At 60.4% G+C, this 16,212-nt stretch carries 16 protein-coding genes; 12 read left to right on the top strand and 4 right to left on the bottom strand.

Features of this window, described 5'->3' with window-relative positions; translation table 11 throughout:
- Positions 1-4: 4 nt before the first annotated feature.
- Complete coding sequence (gene ccsA, locus PspCFBP13528_RS21645) at positions 5-808, bottom strand: cytochrome c biogenesis protein CcsA (RefSeq protein WP_178084451.1); 804 nt, start codon at positions 806-808, stop codon at positions 5-7.
- Between the two features lie 243 nt (positions 809-1,051).
- Between ccsA and ffh the strand changes: the two genes are divergently transcribed.
- The 5 genes from ffh to rplS all read left to right on the top strand — a co-directional run bounded on the left by ffh (position 1,052) and on the right by rplS (position 4,624).
- On the top strand, positions 1,052-2,428 hold the full coding sequence (ffh, locus tag PspCFBP13528_RS21650; protein WP_003193965.1) for a signal recognition particle protein: 1,377 nt from the start codon (positions 1,052-1,054) through the stop codon (positions 2,426-2,428).
- A 251-nt stretch (positions 2,429-2,679) separates the two neighbouring features.
- Complete coding sequence (gene rpsP / locus PspCFBP13528_RS21655) at positions 2,680-2,931, top strand: 30S ribosomal protein S16 (RefSeq protein WP_003238923.1); 252 nt, start codon at positions 2,680-2,682, stop codon at positions 2,929-2,931.
- Between the two features lie 5 nt (positions 2,932-2,936).
- Positions 2,937-3,473, top strand: a complete 537-nt coding sequence (gene rimM, locus PspCFBP13528_RS21660) for a ribosome maturation factor RimM (protein WP_137201471.1) — start codon at positions 2,937-2,939, stop codon at positions 3,471-3,473.
- Positions 3,455-4,228 carry a tRNA (guanosine(37)-N1)-methyltransferase TrmD gene (gene trmD, locus PspCFBP13528_RS21665; RefSeq protein WP_178084452.1) on the top strand — a complete coding sequence of 258 codons (774 nt, stop codon included), beginning with the start codon at positions 3,455-3,457 and terminating at the stop codon, positions 4,226-4,228. Before rimM ends, trmD begins: the two co-directional genes overlap by 19 nt.
- A gap of 45 nt (positions 4,229-4,273) precedes the next feature.
- The gene (gene rplS, locus PspCFBP13528_RS21670; RefSeq protein ID WP_003175895.1) at positions 4,274-4,624 is read left to right on the top strand and encodes a 50S ribosomal protein L19; all 351 of its coding nucleotides are present in this window, start codon (positions 4,274-4,276) and stop codon (positions 4,622-4,624) included.
- Between the two features lie 73 nt (positions 4,625-4,697).
- Here the strand turns inward: rplS and PspCFBP13528_RS21675 are convergent, their stop codons facing one another.
- Entirely contained in the window at positions 4,698-6,497 is a 1,800-nt protein-coding gene (locus tag PspCFBP13528_RS21675) for a sodium:proton antiporter (RefSeq protein ID WP_065951301.1), read from the bottom strand.
- 108 nt (positions 6,498-6,605) lie between these two features.
- On the opposite strand from PspCFBP13528_RS21675, the gene xerD reads away from it, so the two are divergent.
- From xerD to thrC, 4 genes are all read left to right on the top strand, one after another.
- Positions 6,606-7,502, top strand: coding sequence for a site-specific tyrosine recombinase XerD (gene xerD, locus PspCFBP13528_RS21680; protein WP_065951302.1), 897 nt, complete (start codon positions 6,606-6,608; stop codon positions 7,500-7,502).
- A 142-nt stretch (positions 7,503-7,644) separates the two neighbouring features.
- Positions 7,645-8,376, top strand: a complete 732-nt coding sequence (locus tag PspCFBP13528_RS21685; RefSeq protein WP_057723916.1) for a thioredoxin fold domain-containing protein — start codon at positions 7,645-7,647, stop codon at positions 8,374-8,376.
- Positions 8,377-8,505: 129 nt separating this feature from the next.
- The gene (locus PspCFBP13528_RS21690) at positions 8,506-9,810 is read left to right on the top strand and encodes a homoserine dehydrogenase (protein WP_065951303.1); all 1,305 of its coding nucleotides are present in this window, start codon (positions 8,506-8,508) and stop codon (positions 9,808-9,810) included.
- A 103-nt stretch (positions 9,811-9,913) separates the two neighbouring features.
- On the top strand, positions 9,914-11,323 hold the full coding sequence (gene thrC, locus PspCFBP13528_RS21695) for a threonine synthase (protein WP_137201473.1): 1,410 nt from the start codon (positions 9,914-9,916) through the stop codon (positions 11,321-11,323).
- Positions 11,324-11,408: 85 nt separating this feature from the next.
- Here thrC and PspCFBP13528_RS21700 read toward each other — a convergent pair whose 3' ends face one another.
- Entirely contained in the window at positions 11,409-11,630 is a 222-nt protein-coding gene (locus PspCFBP13528_RS21700; RefSeq protein ID WP_065895132.1) for a hypothetical protein, read from the bottom strand.
- Between the two features lie 310 nt (positions 11,631-11,940).
- Here PspCFBP13528_RS21700 and PspCFBP13528_RS21705 point away from each other — a divergent pair, with 310 nt between their 5' ends.
- Positions 11,941-12,225 carry a DUF3509 domain-containing protein gene (locus tag PspCFBP13528_RS21705; protein WP_137201474.1) on the top strand — a complete coding sequence of 95 codons (285 nt, stop codon included), beginning with the start codon at positions 11,941-11,943 and terminating at the stop codon, positions 12,223-12,225.
- A 183-nt stretch (positions 12,226-12,408) separates the two neighbouring features.
- On the opposite strand, the gene PspCFBP13528_RS21710 is transcribed toward PspCFBP13528_RS21705, so the two are convergent.
- Positions 12,409-13,608 (bottom strand): CaiB/BaiF CoA-transferase family protein, encoded by a 1,200-nt coding sequence (locus tag PspCFBP13528_RS21710; protein WP_137201475.1) that lies wholly within the window; start codon positions 13,606-13,608, stop codon positions 12,409-12,411.
- A 136-nt stretch (positions 13,609-13,744) separates the two neighbouring features.
- Here PspCFBP13528_RS21710 and PspCFBP13528_RS21715 point away from each other — a divergent pair, with 136 nt between their 5' ends.
- Entirely contained in the window at positions 13,745-14,287 is a 543-nt protein-coding gene (locus PspCFBP13528_RS21715; RefSeq protein WP_065951307.1) for a YaeQ family protein, read from the top strand.
- 140 nt (positions 14,288-14,427) lie between these two features.
- Complete coding sequence (recJ, locus tag PspCFBP13528_RS21720) at positions 14,428-16,137, top strand: single-stranded-DNA-specific exonuclease RecJ (RefSeq protein WP_065951308.1); 1,710 nt, start codon at positions 14,428-14,430, stop codon at positions 16,135-16,137.
- Positions 16,138-16,212: the final 75 nt, after the last annotated feature.

Here is a 16,212-nt window from a genome sequence, read left to right on the forward strand (position 1 = left end):
CTCGTCAGATATGCAGGATGTATTCGCGAACCAGCTTGCTGCCGAAATAGGCCAGCATCAGCAGGCAGAACCCGGCCAGGGTCCAGCGGATGGCCTTGTGCCCGCGCCAGCCGAGGCGGTTGCGGCCCCACAGCAACACGCTGAACACGATCCAGGCCAGGCAGGCCAGCAAGGTCTTGTGCACCAGATGCTGGGCGAACAGGTTCTCGACGAACAGCCAGCCGGAAATCAGCGACAGCGACAACAAGGTCCAGCCGGCCCACAGGAACCCGAACAGCAGGCTTTCCATGGTTTGCAGCGGCGGGAAGTTCTTGATCAGCCCGGACGGGTGCTTGTGCTTGAGCTGGTGGTCTTGCAGCAGTACCAGCAGCGATTGGAACACCGCAATGGTGAACATGCCGTAGGCAAGGATCGACAACAGGATATGCGCGAGAATGCCCGGCTCTTCATCGATCACCTGTACGGTGCCGGTGGGCGCGAATTGCGCCAGCAGCACCGTGAGCATGCCCAGCGGGAACAGCAGCGCGAGCAGGTTCTCGACCGGAATCCGATAGCACGCCAGCAGTGTCAGTGCGATCACGGCGGCGGCGATCAGGCTGGCGGCGCTGAAAAAATCCAGGCCCAGGCCGATCGGGGTCATCAGGTGCGTAAACAGACTGGCGGCATGAGCCAGCAGGGCGAGGACGCCAAGGCCTGTCAGCAGACGTTTGTCCGCTTTGGCGCCTTGGGCCAGACGAGTGCCCTGATAGAGGGTCGCAGCGGCATACAAGATGGCGGCGGCGAGGCTGGGTAGCAAACTGGGTGACAAGGGGAGCATAAATCCTGATAGACAAGCCCGAAAGGCGCTGAGTTTGGCACACACCCGCGCCGCACGAAAGACTCCCCCGCCAGACAGCGGGTGTGCATGGGCGCAGTCTTCGCTATAATCCGCGACCTGCCCACGCCGCAGGCTTGCCGAGCGCTATGTTTAATAGCGATTTACCACAGCCTGGGCCGCCATTACCTCGGTCTACCAATGCATTTCGTTGAATAGGGCCTGAAAGGATCGCGCATGTTTGAAAACCTGACTGACCGTCTCTCGCAGACGCTGCGCCATGTAACCGGCAAGGCCAAGCTGACCGAGGACAATATTAAAGACACCCTGCGTGAAGTGCGCATGGCGTTGCTGGAAGCCGACGTGGCCTTGCCGGTGGTGAAGGACTTCGTCAACTCGGTCAAGGAACGCGCGGTCGGCACCGAAGTGTCGCGCAGCCTGACGCCGGGCCAGGCGTTCGTGAAAATCGTCCAGGCCGAACTCGAAAGCCTGATGGGCGCGGCCAACGAAGACCTGAACCTCAGCGCCGTGCCTCCGGCCGTTGTGCTGATGGCCGGCCTGCAAGGTGCGGGCAAGACCACCACCGCCGGCAAGCTGGCGCGCTTCCTTAAAGAGCGCAAGAAGAAGTCCGTGATGGTGGTGTCGGCCGACGTTTATCGTCCGGCGGCCATCAAACAGTTGGAAATGCTCGCGGGCGAAGTGGGCGTGACCTTCTTCCCGTCGGACCTGAGCCAGAAGCCGGTCGACATTGCCAACGCGGCCATTAAAGAAGCCAAGCTGAAATTCATCGACGTGGTCATCGTCGATACCGCCGGTCGCCTGCACATCGATGAAGAGATGATGGGCGAGATCAAGGCGCTGCATGCCGCGATCAACCCGGTCGAAACGCTGTTCGTAGTTGACGCCATGACCGGCCAGGATGCGGCCAACACCGCCAAGGCCTTCGGTGACGCACTACCGCTGACCGGCGTGATCCTCACCAAGGTCGACGGCGACGCCCGTGGCGGTGCCGCGCTGTCGGTACGTGCAATCACCGGCAAGCCGATCAAGTTCATCGGCATGGGCGAGAAGAGCGAAGCGCTCGAGCCGTTCCACCCCGAGCGTATCGCCTCGCGCATCCTCGGCATGGGCGACGTGCTCAGCCTGATCGAGCAGGCCGAAGCCACGCTCGACAAGGACAAGGCCGACAAACTGGCCAAGAAGCTGAAGAAGGGTAAGGGCTTCGACCTCGAAGACTTCCGCGATCAGTTGCAACAAATGAAGAACATGGGTGGCCTCGGCGGCCTGATGGACAAGTTGCCGAACATCGGCGGCGTGAACCTGGCGCAAATGGGCAACGCCCAGGGCGCGGCAGAGAAGCAGTTCAAGCAGATGGAAGCCATCATCAACTCCATGACCCCGGCCGAGCGCCGCGACCCTGAGCTGATCAGCGGTTCGCGCAAACGCCGGATCGCCATGGGTTCCGGCACCCAGGTGCAGGACATCGGTCGCTTGATCAAGCAGCACAAGCAGATGCAGAAGATGATGAAGAAGTTCTCCGCCAAGGGCGGTATGGCCAAAATGATGCGCGGCATGGGCGGTATGTTGCCCGGCGGCGGCATGCCCAAGATGTAAAGAATTCGAGCGCAAGCCCTGCTTGCGCTCCGACCCGCAGGGATGCGGGATCTCCAGCAAACCCGCCATTGGCGGGCGCTGACCTGCCGTTTTAACCGACGGCTCTATAGCAGATCTGAATGGCACGCTGGTAGGCGCCGGAAAAAGACATTTGCAAAAGTCCGGATATTCCTTAGAATATGCGGCCTTTCGGGCACCTATGCCCGCTGTGCATTTAGATTTGCAGCACCGACTACAGGAACGATGTTCACATGCTAACAATCCGTCTTGCCCTTGGCGGCTCCAAAAAGCGCCCGTTTTACCACTTGACCGTAACTGACAGCCGCAACCCACGTGACGGCTCTCACAAGGAACAAGTTGGTTTCTTCAACCCGATCGCTCGCGGTCAGGAAGTTCGTCTGTCCGTGAACCAAGAGCGCGTAGCCTACTGGCTGAGCGTGGGTGCACAGCCATCCGAGCGCGTTGCCAAGCTGTTGAAAGACTCGGCTAAGGCCGCAGCCTGAGCAATATGAACGCGACGCCAGTTGTTGCTGATGATTTGATCGTTATCGGCAAGATTTACTCTGTTCATGGCGTTCGCGGCGAAGTGAAGGTGTATTCCTTTACTGATCCGACTGAAAACCTGTTGCAGTACAAAACCTGGACGCTCAAGCGCGAAGGCAGCGTGAAACAGGTCGAGCTGGTCAGTGGACGCGGGAGCGACAAGTTCCTGGTCGCAAAGCTCAAGGGTCTTGATGATCGTGAAGAAGCTCGGCTTCTGGCTGGTTATGAGATCTGCGTGCCGCGCAACCTGTTCCCTGAATTGACCGACGGCGAGTACTACTGGTACCAGCTGGAAGGTTTGAAGGTTATTGATCAACTCGGGCAACTGCTCGGGAAAATCGATCATCTTCTGGAAACCGGCGCCAACGATGTAATGGTGGTCAAGCCTTGCGCTGGCAGCCTGGATGATCGCGAACGCCTGTTGCCCTATACCGGGCAGTGCGTGTTGGCCGTCGACCTGGCAGCGGGCGAGATGAAGGTGGAATGGGATGCGGACTTCTAGGCGTGGCTAATTTGCGCATTGAAGTGATCAGTTTGTTTCCCGAGATGTTCTCCGCCATCAGCGAGTACGGCATCACCAGTCGGGCGGTGAAACAGGGGCTGTTGCAGCTTACCTGTTGGAACCCGCGAGACTACACGACGGATCGACATCACACTGTGGACGATCGCCCATTTGGCGGTGGCCCGGGCATGGTGATGAAGATCAAGCCCCTGGAAGACGCGTTGGCCCAGGCCAAGGCAGCGGCCGGGGAGAAGGCGAAGGTAATTTACCTGTCCCCTCAAGGCCGTCAGCTGAAACAGGCTGCGGTAAGCGAACTGGCGAATGAGGAGGCACTGATCCTGATTGCCGGTCGCTATGAAGGCATTGACGAGCGTTTTATTGACGCTCATGTCGATGAAGAGTGGTCGATTGGGGACTATGTCCTGTCTGGCGGCGAGCTGCCGGCGATGGTCCTGATAGATGCGGTTACACGACTGCTGCCTGGAGCTTTAGGGCATGCGGACTCTGCGGAGGAAGATTCCTTCACGGATGGTTTGCTGGATTGCCCGCACTACACCCGTCCGGAGGTGTATGCGGATCAGCGTGTTCCCGACGTATTGCTAAGTGGCAATCACGCACACATCCGGCGTTGGCGTTTACAGCAGTCCCTTGGTCGGACCTATGAACGACGCGCCGATCTTCTGGAAAGCCGCTCGCTTTCTGGAGAAGAGAAGAAGCTGCTCGAGGAATACATCCTCGCGCGGGACGATAGTTAACAACGTATCGATGGTAGGTCCATTGACTTACCTTAGGAGCACAGCATGACTAACAAAATCATCCTTGCACTCGAAGCAGAGCAGATGACCAAAGAGATCCCTACCTTTGCCCCGGGCGACACCATTGTCGTTCAGGTGAAAGTGAAGGAAGGCGACCGTTCGCGTCTGCAAGCGTTCGAAGGCGTGGTAATCGCCAAGCGTAACCGTGGTGTGAACAGTGCTTTCACTGTTCGTAAAATCTCCAACGGTGTTGGCGTAGAGCGTACTTTCCAGACCTACAGCCCGCAAATCGACAGCATGGCTGTGAAACGTCGCGGTGACGTACGCAAAGCCAAGCTGTACTACCTGCGTGACCTGTCCGGTAAAGCAGCTCGCATCAAGGAAAAACTGGCTTAAGTCCAGCTTCCCGATGCAGAAAAAAGCAGCCTACGGGCTGCTTTTTTGTGCCTGCGATTTAAGCGGTGCGCCCCTAGGCCTGACCAGGCTGAATGACTGCCAGTAATGTCCATCCCGCCAGCGGTTTCATATCGCTCTGCGGCGTGACCACATGCACCCAGCCGCTGTTATCGCGGGCAAACAGCAGTGTCGCCCGCTCCCCATGCAGTGCCTGATAGTCGCTCCAGCCAAACCCTTCGGTCAGGTGGGTGGTATACAGCTCGGCGCCTTGCCCCAGCAGGCTGGCGAGCTTGGTGTAGCTCAGCGGCTGGCTGCCCAGCAAGTGCCCACGATGCTCGCCGCTGGCCCGGTGCTTGTCGGTGCGACGGCTTTCCTGGCTGTTGGCCAAGGCGAACAGGCGATGCCCGAAGTCGTGACGAAAGCGCATGGTGGCCAGGGTGTTCAATTCGCCGGAAGGTGACAGCGCGAGCAAATGCCCGAGACCGACCAGGTCCAGATGGGACTCGGCATGCTGTGAGGCCGGGTTGCCGAAGTAGGTCGGCAGCCCTTCCATACGGCTGGCGCGAATGTTCTCCCAGCTCGAATCGGTCAGCAGCACGCGGCTGCCCAGCTGTTGCAGGGCTTTGCCGAGAATGCGTGCCGGGCCGTTCGCGCCGACGATCAGAAAGCCGCTTGGCGCGGGCTCGGCTACTTTCAGCAAGCGCGCCAGAGGACGCGCAGTCGCGCTTTGCAGCACCACCGTGCCGATGATCACCGCAAACGTCAGCGGCACCAGCAACAACGCACCTTCGTGGCCGGCCTCATCCAGGCGAATCGCAAAAATGGCCGACACCGCCGCGGCCACAATCCCGCGCGGGGCGATCCAGGCCAGCAGTGCGCGTTCGCGCCAGTTCAGTTTCGAGCCGACGGTCGACACCGCAACGTTCAGCGGGCGCGCAATGAACTGAATGATCAGCAGCAGAATCAGTACGAACGGCCCCAGGGCGATCAGTGCGTTCAGGTCCAGGCGCGCTGCCAGCAGGATAAACAAGCCGGAAATCAACAGAACACTGAGGTTCTCCTTGAAGTGCAGGATGTGACGCACGTCCACGCCCTTCATGTTGGCCATCCACATGCCCATCAGCGTCACCGCCAGCAGGCCCGACTCATGCATCACCTGATTGGAGGCGATGAACACCCCCAGCACCGCCGCCAGGGTGGCCAGGTTATGCAGGTATTCCGGCAACCACTGGCGGCGCATGACCAGGCCCAGCACCCAGCCCCCGGCAATCCCGAACAGACTGCCGCACAGGATGACGCCGCCAAAGGTCAGCAGGCTGTGACTCAGTCCATCGCCCGAGGCGCTGGCGATGATAAAGCTGTAGACCACCACGGCCAGCAGCGCGCCGATAGGGTCGATAACAATGCCTTCCCAGCGCAGGATGTTGGCGATGGACGCCTTGGGGCGTACCACGCGCAACATGGGCACGATGACGGTCGGGCCTGTCACCAGCGTCAAGGTGCCGAACAGCAGCGCCAGCATCCAGTCGAAACCCAGCAGCCAGTGGGTTGCCAGGGTGATCACCGCCCAGGTCGTCAGCGCACCAAGGGTCACCAGTCGGTGCACCACGCTGCCGATTTCCTTCCATTCCGACAGATGCAGCGTCAGGCTGCCCTCAAACAGGATCAATGCGACGGCCAGCGACACCAATGGCATCAGCAACGGGCCGAACATTTCCTGCGGGTCGAGCCAGCCAAGTACCGGCCCCGCCAGAATTCCGCTCAATAACAGAAACAGAATCGCCGGCAATTTCAGGCGCCAGGCCAGCCATTGGCAGCCGAGCGCGGCCACACCGATACCGCCGAAAGCCAACAAGATCTGTTGTTCGTTCATTAAAGCTTCCTGTTCCTAGAAGTAGCGGGCTATGAAAGACTAGTGGCCCTTGCCACAGTTCACTAAATAAAATGGCGCCAAGCCCCTTGCCGCGTCGCTTGAGTAACCATGCCCGCCATTGACCACCCGCTGATCGACCGCTTCCTTGACGCCCTTTGGTTGGAAAAAGGCCTCTCGGACAACACTCGCCAGGCTTACCGCAGCGACCTGGCCCTGTTCAACGGTTGGTTGCAGGAGAAAAACCTGGAGCTGATCAATGCCGGGCGCGAGCTGATCCTCGATCACTTGGCCTGGCGCCTCGAGCAACATTACAAGCCGCGTTCCACCGCGAGATTTCTCTCCGGTGTGCGTGGCTTTTATCGCTATCTGTTGCGTGAAAAACTCATCGCAATCGATCCAACTCTACAAGTCGATATGCCGCAATTAGGTAGGCCTCTTCCTAAATCTTTGTCGGAAACTGACGTGGAGGCTCTGTTGGCCGCGCCGGATCTCAGTGAGGCCATCGGCCAGCGTGATCGCGCCATGCTGGAAGTGCTCTACGCTTGCGGGCTGCGGGTCACCGAGCTGATCAGCCTGACCCTGGAGCAGGTCAACCTGCGCCAGGGCGTGTTGCGGGTGATGGGCAAGGGCAGCAAGGAGCGCCTGGTACCGATGGGGGAGGAGGCGATTGTGTGGGTCGAGCGTTACCTGCGCGATGCGCGTCACGAGCTGCTCGGTGGCCGTCCCAGTGATGTGCTGTTCCCCAGCCTGCGCGGCGAGCAGATGACCCGCCAGACCTTCTGGCACCGGATCAAGCACCAGGCCAAAGTGGCCGGGATCGGCAAGTCCCTGTCGCCGCATACCTTGCGTCATGCGTTCGCCACCCACTTGCTCAATCATGGCGCGGATCTGCGTGTGGTACAGATGCTGCTCGGCCACAGCGACTTGTCCACCACCCAGATCTACACCCATGTGGCACGGGCGCGCTTGCAGGAGATGCACGCCAAGCACCATCCACGCGGCTGAAAAATCCCAATTTGTTCGGCTGCGGGCTGCCCTGCGGCCCAACTGTGGTAGGCTTTGCCGGTTCGCAAAGGCGACGGTCCACACCCCCGGTTTCCAATCGGCGTAGCTGCACCCGTCCCTGCATCTGCCTTCAGGAGTTACCATGCGCTTGACCCAGATTATTGCCGCCGCAGCCATTGCGTTGGTTTCCACCTTTGCCGTCGCCGACGATGCGGCTGAGCAGGCCATTCGCAAGAGCCTGGTCAACCTGCAACTCGATACCCCCATCGAAAGCATCAGTGCCAGCCCCATGGCCGGTCTGTACGAAGTCAAGCTCAAGGGCAGCCGCGTGCTGTACGCCAGTGCCGATGGCCAGTACATCGTTCAGGGCTACCTGTTCCAGCTCAAGGACGGCAAGCCGGTCAACCTGACCGAGAAAGCCGAACGCCTCGGCGTGTCCAAGCTGATCAACGGTATTCCCGTGGCTGAAACCGTGGTGTACCCGGCCATCGGTGAGACCAAGACCCACATCACCGTGTTCACCGACACCACCTGCCCGTATTGCCACAAGCTGCACGCCGAAGTGCCTGCCTTGAACAAGCTGGGTGTGGAAGTGCGCTACGTCGCATTCCCGCGCCAGGGCCTGGGTTCGCCGGGTGATGAGCAGTTGCAGGCGGTCTGGTGCTCGGCCGACAAGAAAGCGGCCATGGACAAGATGGTCGATGGCAAGGAAATCAAGGCGGCCAAATGCGCCAATCCGGTTTCCAAGCAGTTCGCCCTGGGCCAGTCCATCGGCGTGAACGGCACACCGGCCATCGTCTTGGCCGACGGCCAGGTGATTCCGGGCTACCAGCCGGCACCACAAGTTGCCAAACTGGCACTGGGTGCCAAGTAAGCATTAATCGTCGAGCCTTCGACGAGCATGATCCGCCGAACCGTCGGCGGGTCATTAATTGAGAGCCGCAGTTGTGCGGCTGTGTTCCACGGCCGACCTCGCGTCGGCCGTTTCATGGGGAGTTCTTCAGTGAAACCGGTCAAAGTAGGCATCTGTGGGTTAGGGACCGTCGGTGGCGGCACCTTCAACGTACTTCAGCGTAACGCTGAAGAAATTTCCCGCCGTGCAGGGCGTGAGATTGAAGTGGCGCAGATCGCCACGCGTTCGCCGAAGCCTCAGTTCGAAACGACCGGTATTGCGATTACCAACGATGTGTTCGCCGTGGCCACCAACCCTGACATCGATATAGTCATCGAGCTGGTAGGCGGCTATACCGTAGCCCGCGAGCTGGTGCTCAAGGCCATCGAGAACGGCAAGCACGTGGTCACCGCCAACAAGGCGCTGATCGCCGTGCACGGTAACGAAATCTTCGCCAAGGCCCGTGAGAAGGGCGTGATCGTGGCGTTCGAAGCCGCCGTGGCCGGCGGCATCCCGGTGATCAAGGCGATTCGTGAAGGCCTGTCCGCCAACCGCATCAATTGGGTCGCCGGCATCATCAACGGCACCGGTAACTTCATCCTTACCGAAATGCGCGAAAAGGGTCGCACGTTCGAAGACGTGCTGGCTGAAGCCCAGGCCCTGGGTTATGCCGAAGCCGACCCGACCTTTGACGTGGAAGGCATCGATGCGGCCCACAAGCTGACCATCCTGGCGTCCATCGCCTTTGGTGTCCCGCTGCAGTTCGACAAGGCCTACACCGAAGGCATCACCAAACTGACCACCGCCGACGTGAACTACGCCGAAGCCCTGGGCTACCGCATCAAGCACCTCGGTGTGGCGCGCAGCACCCCGGCCGGTATCGAATTGCGTGTGCACCCGACACTGATCCCGGCCGACCGCCTGATCGCCAACGTCAATGGCGTGATGAACGCGGTGATGGTCAACGGTGATGCCGCCGGCTCCACCCTGTTCTACGGCGCCGGTGCCGGCATGGAGCCGACCGCTTCCTCGGTAATCGCCGACCTGGTGGATGTGGTTCGCGCCATGACCAGCGACCCGGAAAACCGCGTACCGCACCTCGCCTTCCAGCCGGACTCGCTGTCGGCCCACCCGATCCTGCCGATCGAAGCCTGCGAAAGCGCCTACTACCTGCGCATCCAGGCCCAGGATCATCCGGGCGTGCTGGCCCAGGTGGCGAGTATCCTGTCGGAGCGCGGGATCAACATCGAGTCGATCATGCAGAAGGAAGTCGAGGAGCAGAACGGCCAGGTGCCGATGATCCTGCTGACCCACCGCGTGCTCGAGCAGCATATCAACGATGCCATCCGAGCACTCGAAGCGCTCCAGGGCGTGGTTGGACCGGTGGTCCGTATCCGCGTCGAGCATTTGAATTAATTCAGCTGCAAGCGGTTAGCTACAAGCTGCAAGTAAAAGCCGATTCGCTCTAACTTGCCGCTTGTAACTTGAAGCTTGAAGCCCAAACCGAAGGTTTGCCCCTATGCGCTATATCAGCACCCGCGGCCAGGCACCGGCCCTGAATTTCGAAGATGTTCTGCTGGCAGGCCTTGCCACCGACGGCGGCCTGTACGTGCCGGAGAACCTGCCACGCTTCACCCAGGAAGAAATCGCTTCCTGGGCCGGCCTGCCGTACCACGAGCTGGCATTCCGAGTGATGCGCCCGTTCGTCACCGGCAGCATTCCGGATGTGGATTTCAAGAAGATCCTGGAAGAAACGTACGGCGTGTTTTCCCACAGCGCCATTGCGCCCCTGCGCCAGTTGAACGGCAACGAGTGGGTGCTTGAGCTGTTCCACGGCCCGACCCTGGCGTTCAAGGACTTTGCCCTGCAATTGCTGGGTCGCCTGCTCGACTACGTACTGGAAAAACGCGGCGAGCGCGTGGTGATCATCGGCGCCACTTCCGGTGATACCGGCTCGGCGGCCATCGAAGGGTGCAAGCACTGCGAAAACGTCGACATCTTCATCCTGCACCCGCACAAGCGCGTCTCGGAGGTGCAGCGTCGCCAGATGACCACCATTTTCGGTGAGAACATCCATAACATTGCCATCGAAGGCAACTTCGATGACTGCCAGGAAATGGTCAAGAACAGCTTCGCCGACCAGAGTTTCCTCAAGGGCACGCGCCTGGTGGCGGTGAACTCGATCAACTGGGCGCGGATCATGGCCCAGATCGTCTACTACTTCCACGCCTCCCTGCAGTTGGGCGGCCCGGCGCGTTCGGTGTCGTTCTCGGTGCCGACCGGCAACTTCGGCGACATCTTCGCCGGCTACCTGGCGCGCAACATGGGCCTGCCGATCAATCAGTTGATCGTCGCGACCAACCGCAACGACATCCTGCACCGCTTCATGAGCGGCAACGGGTACGTCAAGGAAACCCTGCACGCCACGCTGTCGCCGTCGATGGACATCATGGTGTCGTCGAACTTCGAACGCCTGCTGTTCGACATGCACGGTCGCAATGGCGCGGCGTTGGCCGAGCTGATGAACAGCTTCAAGCAGGGTGGCGGTTTCAGCGTCGAGCAAGAGCGCTGGACCGAAACCCGCAAGCTGTTCGACTCCCTGGCGGTGGACGACGCGCAGACATGCGAAACCATCGCCGAGGTCTACGCCCAGACCGGCGAGTTGCTTGACCCGCACACGGCCATCGGTGTGAAGGCCGCCCGCGAGTGCCGTCGCAGCCTGGATATCCCCATGGTGATCCTTGGCACTGCGCACCCGGTCAAATTCCCCGAAGCGGTGGAAAAGGCCGGTGTTGGCAAGGCCCTGGAGCTGCCGCAGCATCTGGCGGATCTGTTCGAGCGCGAAGAGCGTTGCACGGTGCTGGCTAACGACCTGAAGACTGTGCAGGCGTTTGTCAGCCAGCATGGCAATCGGGGCAAGCCGCTGTAAGGCGCACCGCGTAGACAAAAACGCCGCTTTCCCTTCCCTGGGTCAGCGGCGTTTTTTGTTTCTGGCAGGCCCGACAACGTGCTGTTTACAGGAGCAGTTTAATAGCCACTCCAGTGATTGAGGCAATCGTTGCGACCACGGCCATCGCTACGCCCATGGGGTACCAGAAAGTTTCGCAATTTATCTTCAGTGATTCCGATTTGAGCTTATCTTGCTCAGCCTGCATGCGTGATATTTCGGCATAGATGCGCCTTACATCGGCATGCATCCTCTCCATCGATGCTTGCTGTTCATTTTGTTCCAACATCATTTTCATCCTTCGCAATAAGGGCCTATGACATGCACTCTGCCTGCACGGCAGGGTGATCAGCGCTCACCGAGTATAGGATTCACGCCTGGCCTGCGCGCTCGGCGTAGCCCAAAACCGCAACCCATTGCGTAAGCAGTTATGTGTCGCCGTTTTTTGCCTGTCATGTTGCAAGCGCATGCTGGAGACGTCATCCCCGCACAACCCTTGAAAGACGAAAAAGCGAACTTTCCTACGTCACAACCAGTCACTAGGAGAGATGCAGCACCCGTTGAAACGATTGTTCCCGAACTATTGAGTGGTGATCGAGATGGAAAGTATCAGCCTGTTGCTCGAAGAAGCACTGAGCCCTTATCTGGTTACGCTGACCACCTCTGGTGTGCAGGGCGAATGCCTGGTGACCGTGAAGAACCCCGGTGGCGCCATCATGGTCGAGCGCGAATTCAACCGCGCACAGTTGACCGACAAGCGCGCGCTGGTGGATGTGGCGGATTGCCTGCTGCGCGATTTGAAAATTGCCGAAGGTCGACTTGAGCCCTCGGTCATCGCAGCCCTGCGAAACGCCGCCATGACACGAACCCCGGTGTGCGCATGAAGAATTATTTATCCTTCGAAACTTCCTACGGCATGGCCGGTCAGAGTTTGTAACAGCAAGAGCAAACATTGTGCTCCGGTGTTTGTGGCTTGTTGTACTGGTCTTTGTAGATCACGTTTAACCCCGAGTTGTCTCCCCACTCCTCGGGGTTTCTTTTTGCCTGGGATTTGGCACGGCGCGCGCTCAGATCGCGCCATCGGCACGCAGGCGGGCGATGGCCGCCGCGTCATAGCCCAGCGCGTTGAGCACCACAGTGTTGTGCTCGCCCAATTGCGGTCCTACCCATTCGCAGCTGCCTGGCGTATCCGACAGCTTGGGCACGATGCCGGGCATCTTGAAAGCCTTGCCACCCGGCAGTTGCGCGCTGAGGAACATCTCCCGGGCCAGGAACTGCGGGTCACCCAGCATGTCTTCGGCACTGTAGATGCGGCTGGCGGGCGCCTGGGCCTGATTCAACTGCGCCATGACCTGCTCCAGCGGCAAGGCGTTGACCCAGCGATCGATCACCCCGTACAGCTCATCGCGGCGGCTGTCACGCCCGTCATTGCTGGCAAGCGCCGGGTCGTTCGCCAGGTCGTCGCGGCCGATGGCGACCATGAAGCGCTTGAAGATCGCATCGCCATTGGCGCCAATCTGCACATGTTTGCCGTCGGCGCTGGTGTGGATCGAGGAGGGCGTAATACCCGGCATGATATTGCCGGTGCGTTCGCGAATGAAGCCGAACACGTCGAACTCGGGGATCATGCTTTCCATCATGGCGAAGATGGCTTCGTACAGCGCCACGTCCACCACCTGGCCCAGGCCACCGTTGACTTCACGATGACGCAGGGCCATCAGCGCACCGATCACCGCCCACAGCGCGGCAATCGAGTCACCGATGGAAATCCCGGTGCGCACGGGCGGGCGGTCTTCGAAGCCGGTGATGTAGCGCAGGCCGCCCATGGACTCGCCCACCGCGCCAAACCCCGGTTGGTCTTTCATTGGCCCGGTCTGGCCAAAGCCGGAAAGGCGCACCATCACCAGCCTGGGGTTCAGTGCGTGCAGGGTCTCCCAGCCCAGGCCGAGTTTTTCCAGCACGCCGGGGCGGAAGTTTTCGATCAGGATGTCGGCGTCGGCCAACAATTGCTTGAGGATCGCCAGGCCATCCGGGTGCTTGAGGTTGAGGGTCAGCGACTGCTTGTTACGCGCCTGCACGAACCACCACAGCGAGGTGCCTTCATACAATTTGCGCCATTTGCGCAGGGGGTCGCCGCCGTCCGGGGATTCGACCTTGATCACCTCGGCGCCGAACTCGGCGCAGATACGTGAGGCAAAAGGGCCGGCAATCAGGGTGCCGAGTTCGATGACTTTCAGGCCGGCAAGCGGTTTGGCATTAAGCGACATGGGGATCCTTGAGCGCGCGGGACGGTGACGTACTGCTTTTTAACATAGGCGGGCAGCCTGGATGCAGCGCAGTATTCGTTGATTGGCCTCGCCATCGGTTAGACTGGCCGCCTTTCCTTGTCTCCAGAGCCCGTTCATGGCCCAGCCGTCCACGACCTACAAATTCGAACTCAACCTCACCGACCTTGACCGTTCGGTGTACGAGAGCGTCAAACAGACCATCGCCCGCCACCCTTCGGAAACCGAAGAACGCATGACCGTGCGCCTGCTGGCCTACGCCCTCTGGTACAACGAGCAGTTGGCGTTCGGCCGTGGCTTGTCGGATGTCGACGAGCCGGCCCTGTGGGAAAAGAGCCTGGATGATCGGGTGTTGCACTGGATCGAAGTCGGCCAGCCGGATGCAGACCGCCTGACCTGGTGCTCGCGTCGCACCGAACGCACCAGCCTGCTGGCCTACGGCAGCCTGCGGGTGTGGGAAGGCAAGGTGGTGCCGGTGGCGAATAACCTGAAGAACGTGCATATCGCTGCCGTGCCGCAGGAAATTCTGGAGGTTCTGGCCAAGGACATGCCGCGCGTGATCAAGTGGGACGTGATGATCAGCGAAGGCACGATCTTCGTCACCGATGACCGTGGCCAGCATGAAGTGCAACTGCAATGGCTCGTTGGAGAGCGCGATTGAAGAGTTGCAGCTACAAGCGGCAAGCTTTTAGCTGCAAGCTTGAAGCTTGAAGCTTGAAGCCTGAAGCCTGAAGCCTGAAGCTTGAAGCTTGAAGCTTGAAGCCAGCTATTATTCCCCTACAGAGAACCCCCCAGCGTCCCATGCGTATCGATCCCCGTCCCTTGCCCGCCGTCCTGCCATTCCTCGGTGAATTGCCCCCGCTGCTGACCCGTCTCTACGCCGCGCGCGGGGTGCAATCGGAAGCCGAGCTGGACAAGAGCCTGGCGCGGTTGATTCCCTATCAGCAGCTCAAGGGCATCGATGCCGCCGTCGACCTGCTGGTGACGGCGTTGGAACAACGCCAGCGCATCCTGATCGTCGGTGACTTCGATGCCGACGGCGCCACCGCCAGCACCGTAGGTACACTGGGCCTGCGTTTGCTCGGTGCGGCCCATGTCGATTACCTAGTGCCCAACCGTTTTGAATACGGCTACGGCCTGACGCCGGAGATCGTTGCGGTGGCGCTGCAGCGCGAGCCGCAGTTGCTGATCACGGTGGACAACGGTATCTCCAGCGTCGAAGGCGTGGCGGCGGCGAAGGCGGCGGGGCTGAAGGTGCTGGTGACCGATCACCACTTGCCGGGCGACGAACTGCCGGCGGCGGACGCGATCGTCAATCCGAACCAGCCAGGCTGTGCGTTCCCCAGCAAGGCACTGGCCGGTGTGGGCGTGATCTTCTACGTACTGATGGCCCTGCGCGCGCGTTTGCGCAGCCTGGGCTGGTATGACAGCAGCCCGCAGCCGAACATTGGTGAACTGCTCGACCTGGTGGCCCTGGGCAGCGTCGCCGACGTGGTGCCGCTGGACGCCAACAACCGCATCCTGGTGCATCAAGGATTGGAGCGTATCCGCGCTGGCCGCGCGCGGCCGGGGATCAAGGCGATCCTTGAAGTGGCCAAGCGTGACCATGCCCGCATCACCTCCACCGACCTGGGCTTTATTCTCGGCCCACGGCTCAATGCGGCCGGGCGCCTGGACGATATGAGCCTGGGCATCGAATGCCTGCTGACCACCGATGTTGCCGCGGCGCGGGAAATGGCCGCGCAGTTGGACGGCATGAACCAGGACCGCAAATCCATCGAGCAAGGCATGCAGCGCGAAGCCCTGGCTCAACTCAAGGATTTGCCGGTGGAGTCAATGCCGTACGGCTTGTGCCTGTTCGACCCGGAGTGGCACCAGGGTGTGATCGGGATTCTGGCCTCGCGCATGAAAGAACGTTATTTCCGTCCCACCATCGCGTTTGCCGATGCCGGTGATGGCCTGCTCAAGGGCTCCGGGCGTTCAGTACAGGGCTTTCATATCCGTGACGCGCTGGCGGTGGTGGCCAGCCAGCACCCCAACCTGATCGCCAAATACGGCGGTCACGCGATGGCGGCGGGCCTGACCCTGCCCGAAGCGAACTTCCCCTTGTTTGCCGAGGCTTTCGATGCCGAAGTGCGTCGGCAACTGCGCGAAGAAGACCTCACCGGGCGGCTGCTCTCCGATGGCACCCTGGCGGTGGAAGAGTTTCACCTGGAACTGGCGCGCGCGCTGCGCCATGCCGGCCCGTGGGGGCAACACTTTCCCGAGCCGTTGTTTCACGGTGTGTTCCAGTTGGTGGAACAGCGGGTGGTCGGCGAGCGGCACTTGAAGGTGGTGCTCAAGAGCGAATGCGGGTCGGTGAAGCTTGATGGCATTGCGTTTGGGGTAGACCGTGAAGTCTGGCCGAACCCGACCGTGCGCTGGGTGGAGTTGGCCTACAAGCTGGATGTGAATGAGTTTCGTGGCAATGAGACGGTGCAGTTGATGATTGCGCATATCGAGCCGCGCTAGATCCAGCTGACAATGCAATACAACTGTGGGAGGGGGCTTGCCCCCGATAGCGGTGGATCAGTCACAACATCATTG

It is taken from the genome of Pseudomonas sp. CFBP13528 (assembly GCF_005233615.1).
Classification (GTDB): Bacteria; Pseudomonadota; Gammaproteobacteria; order Pseudomonadales; family Pseudomonadaceae; genus Aquipseudomonas; species Aquipseudomonas fluorescens_AM.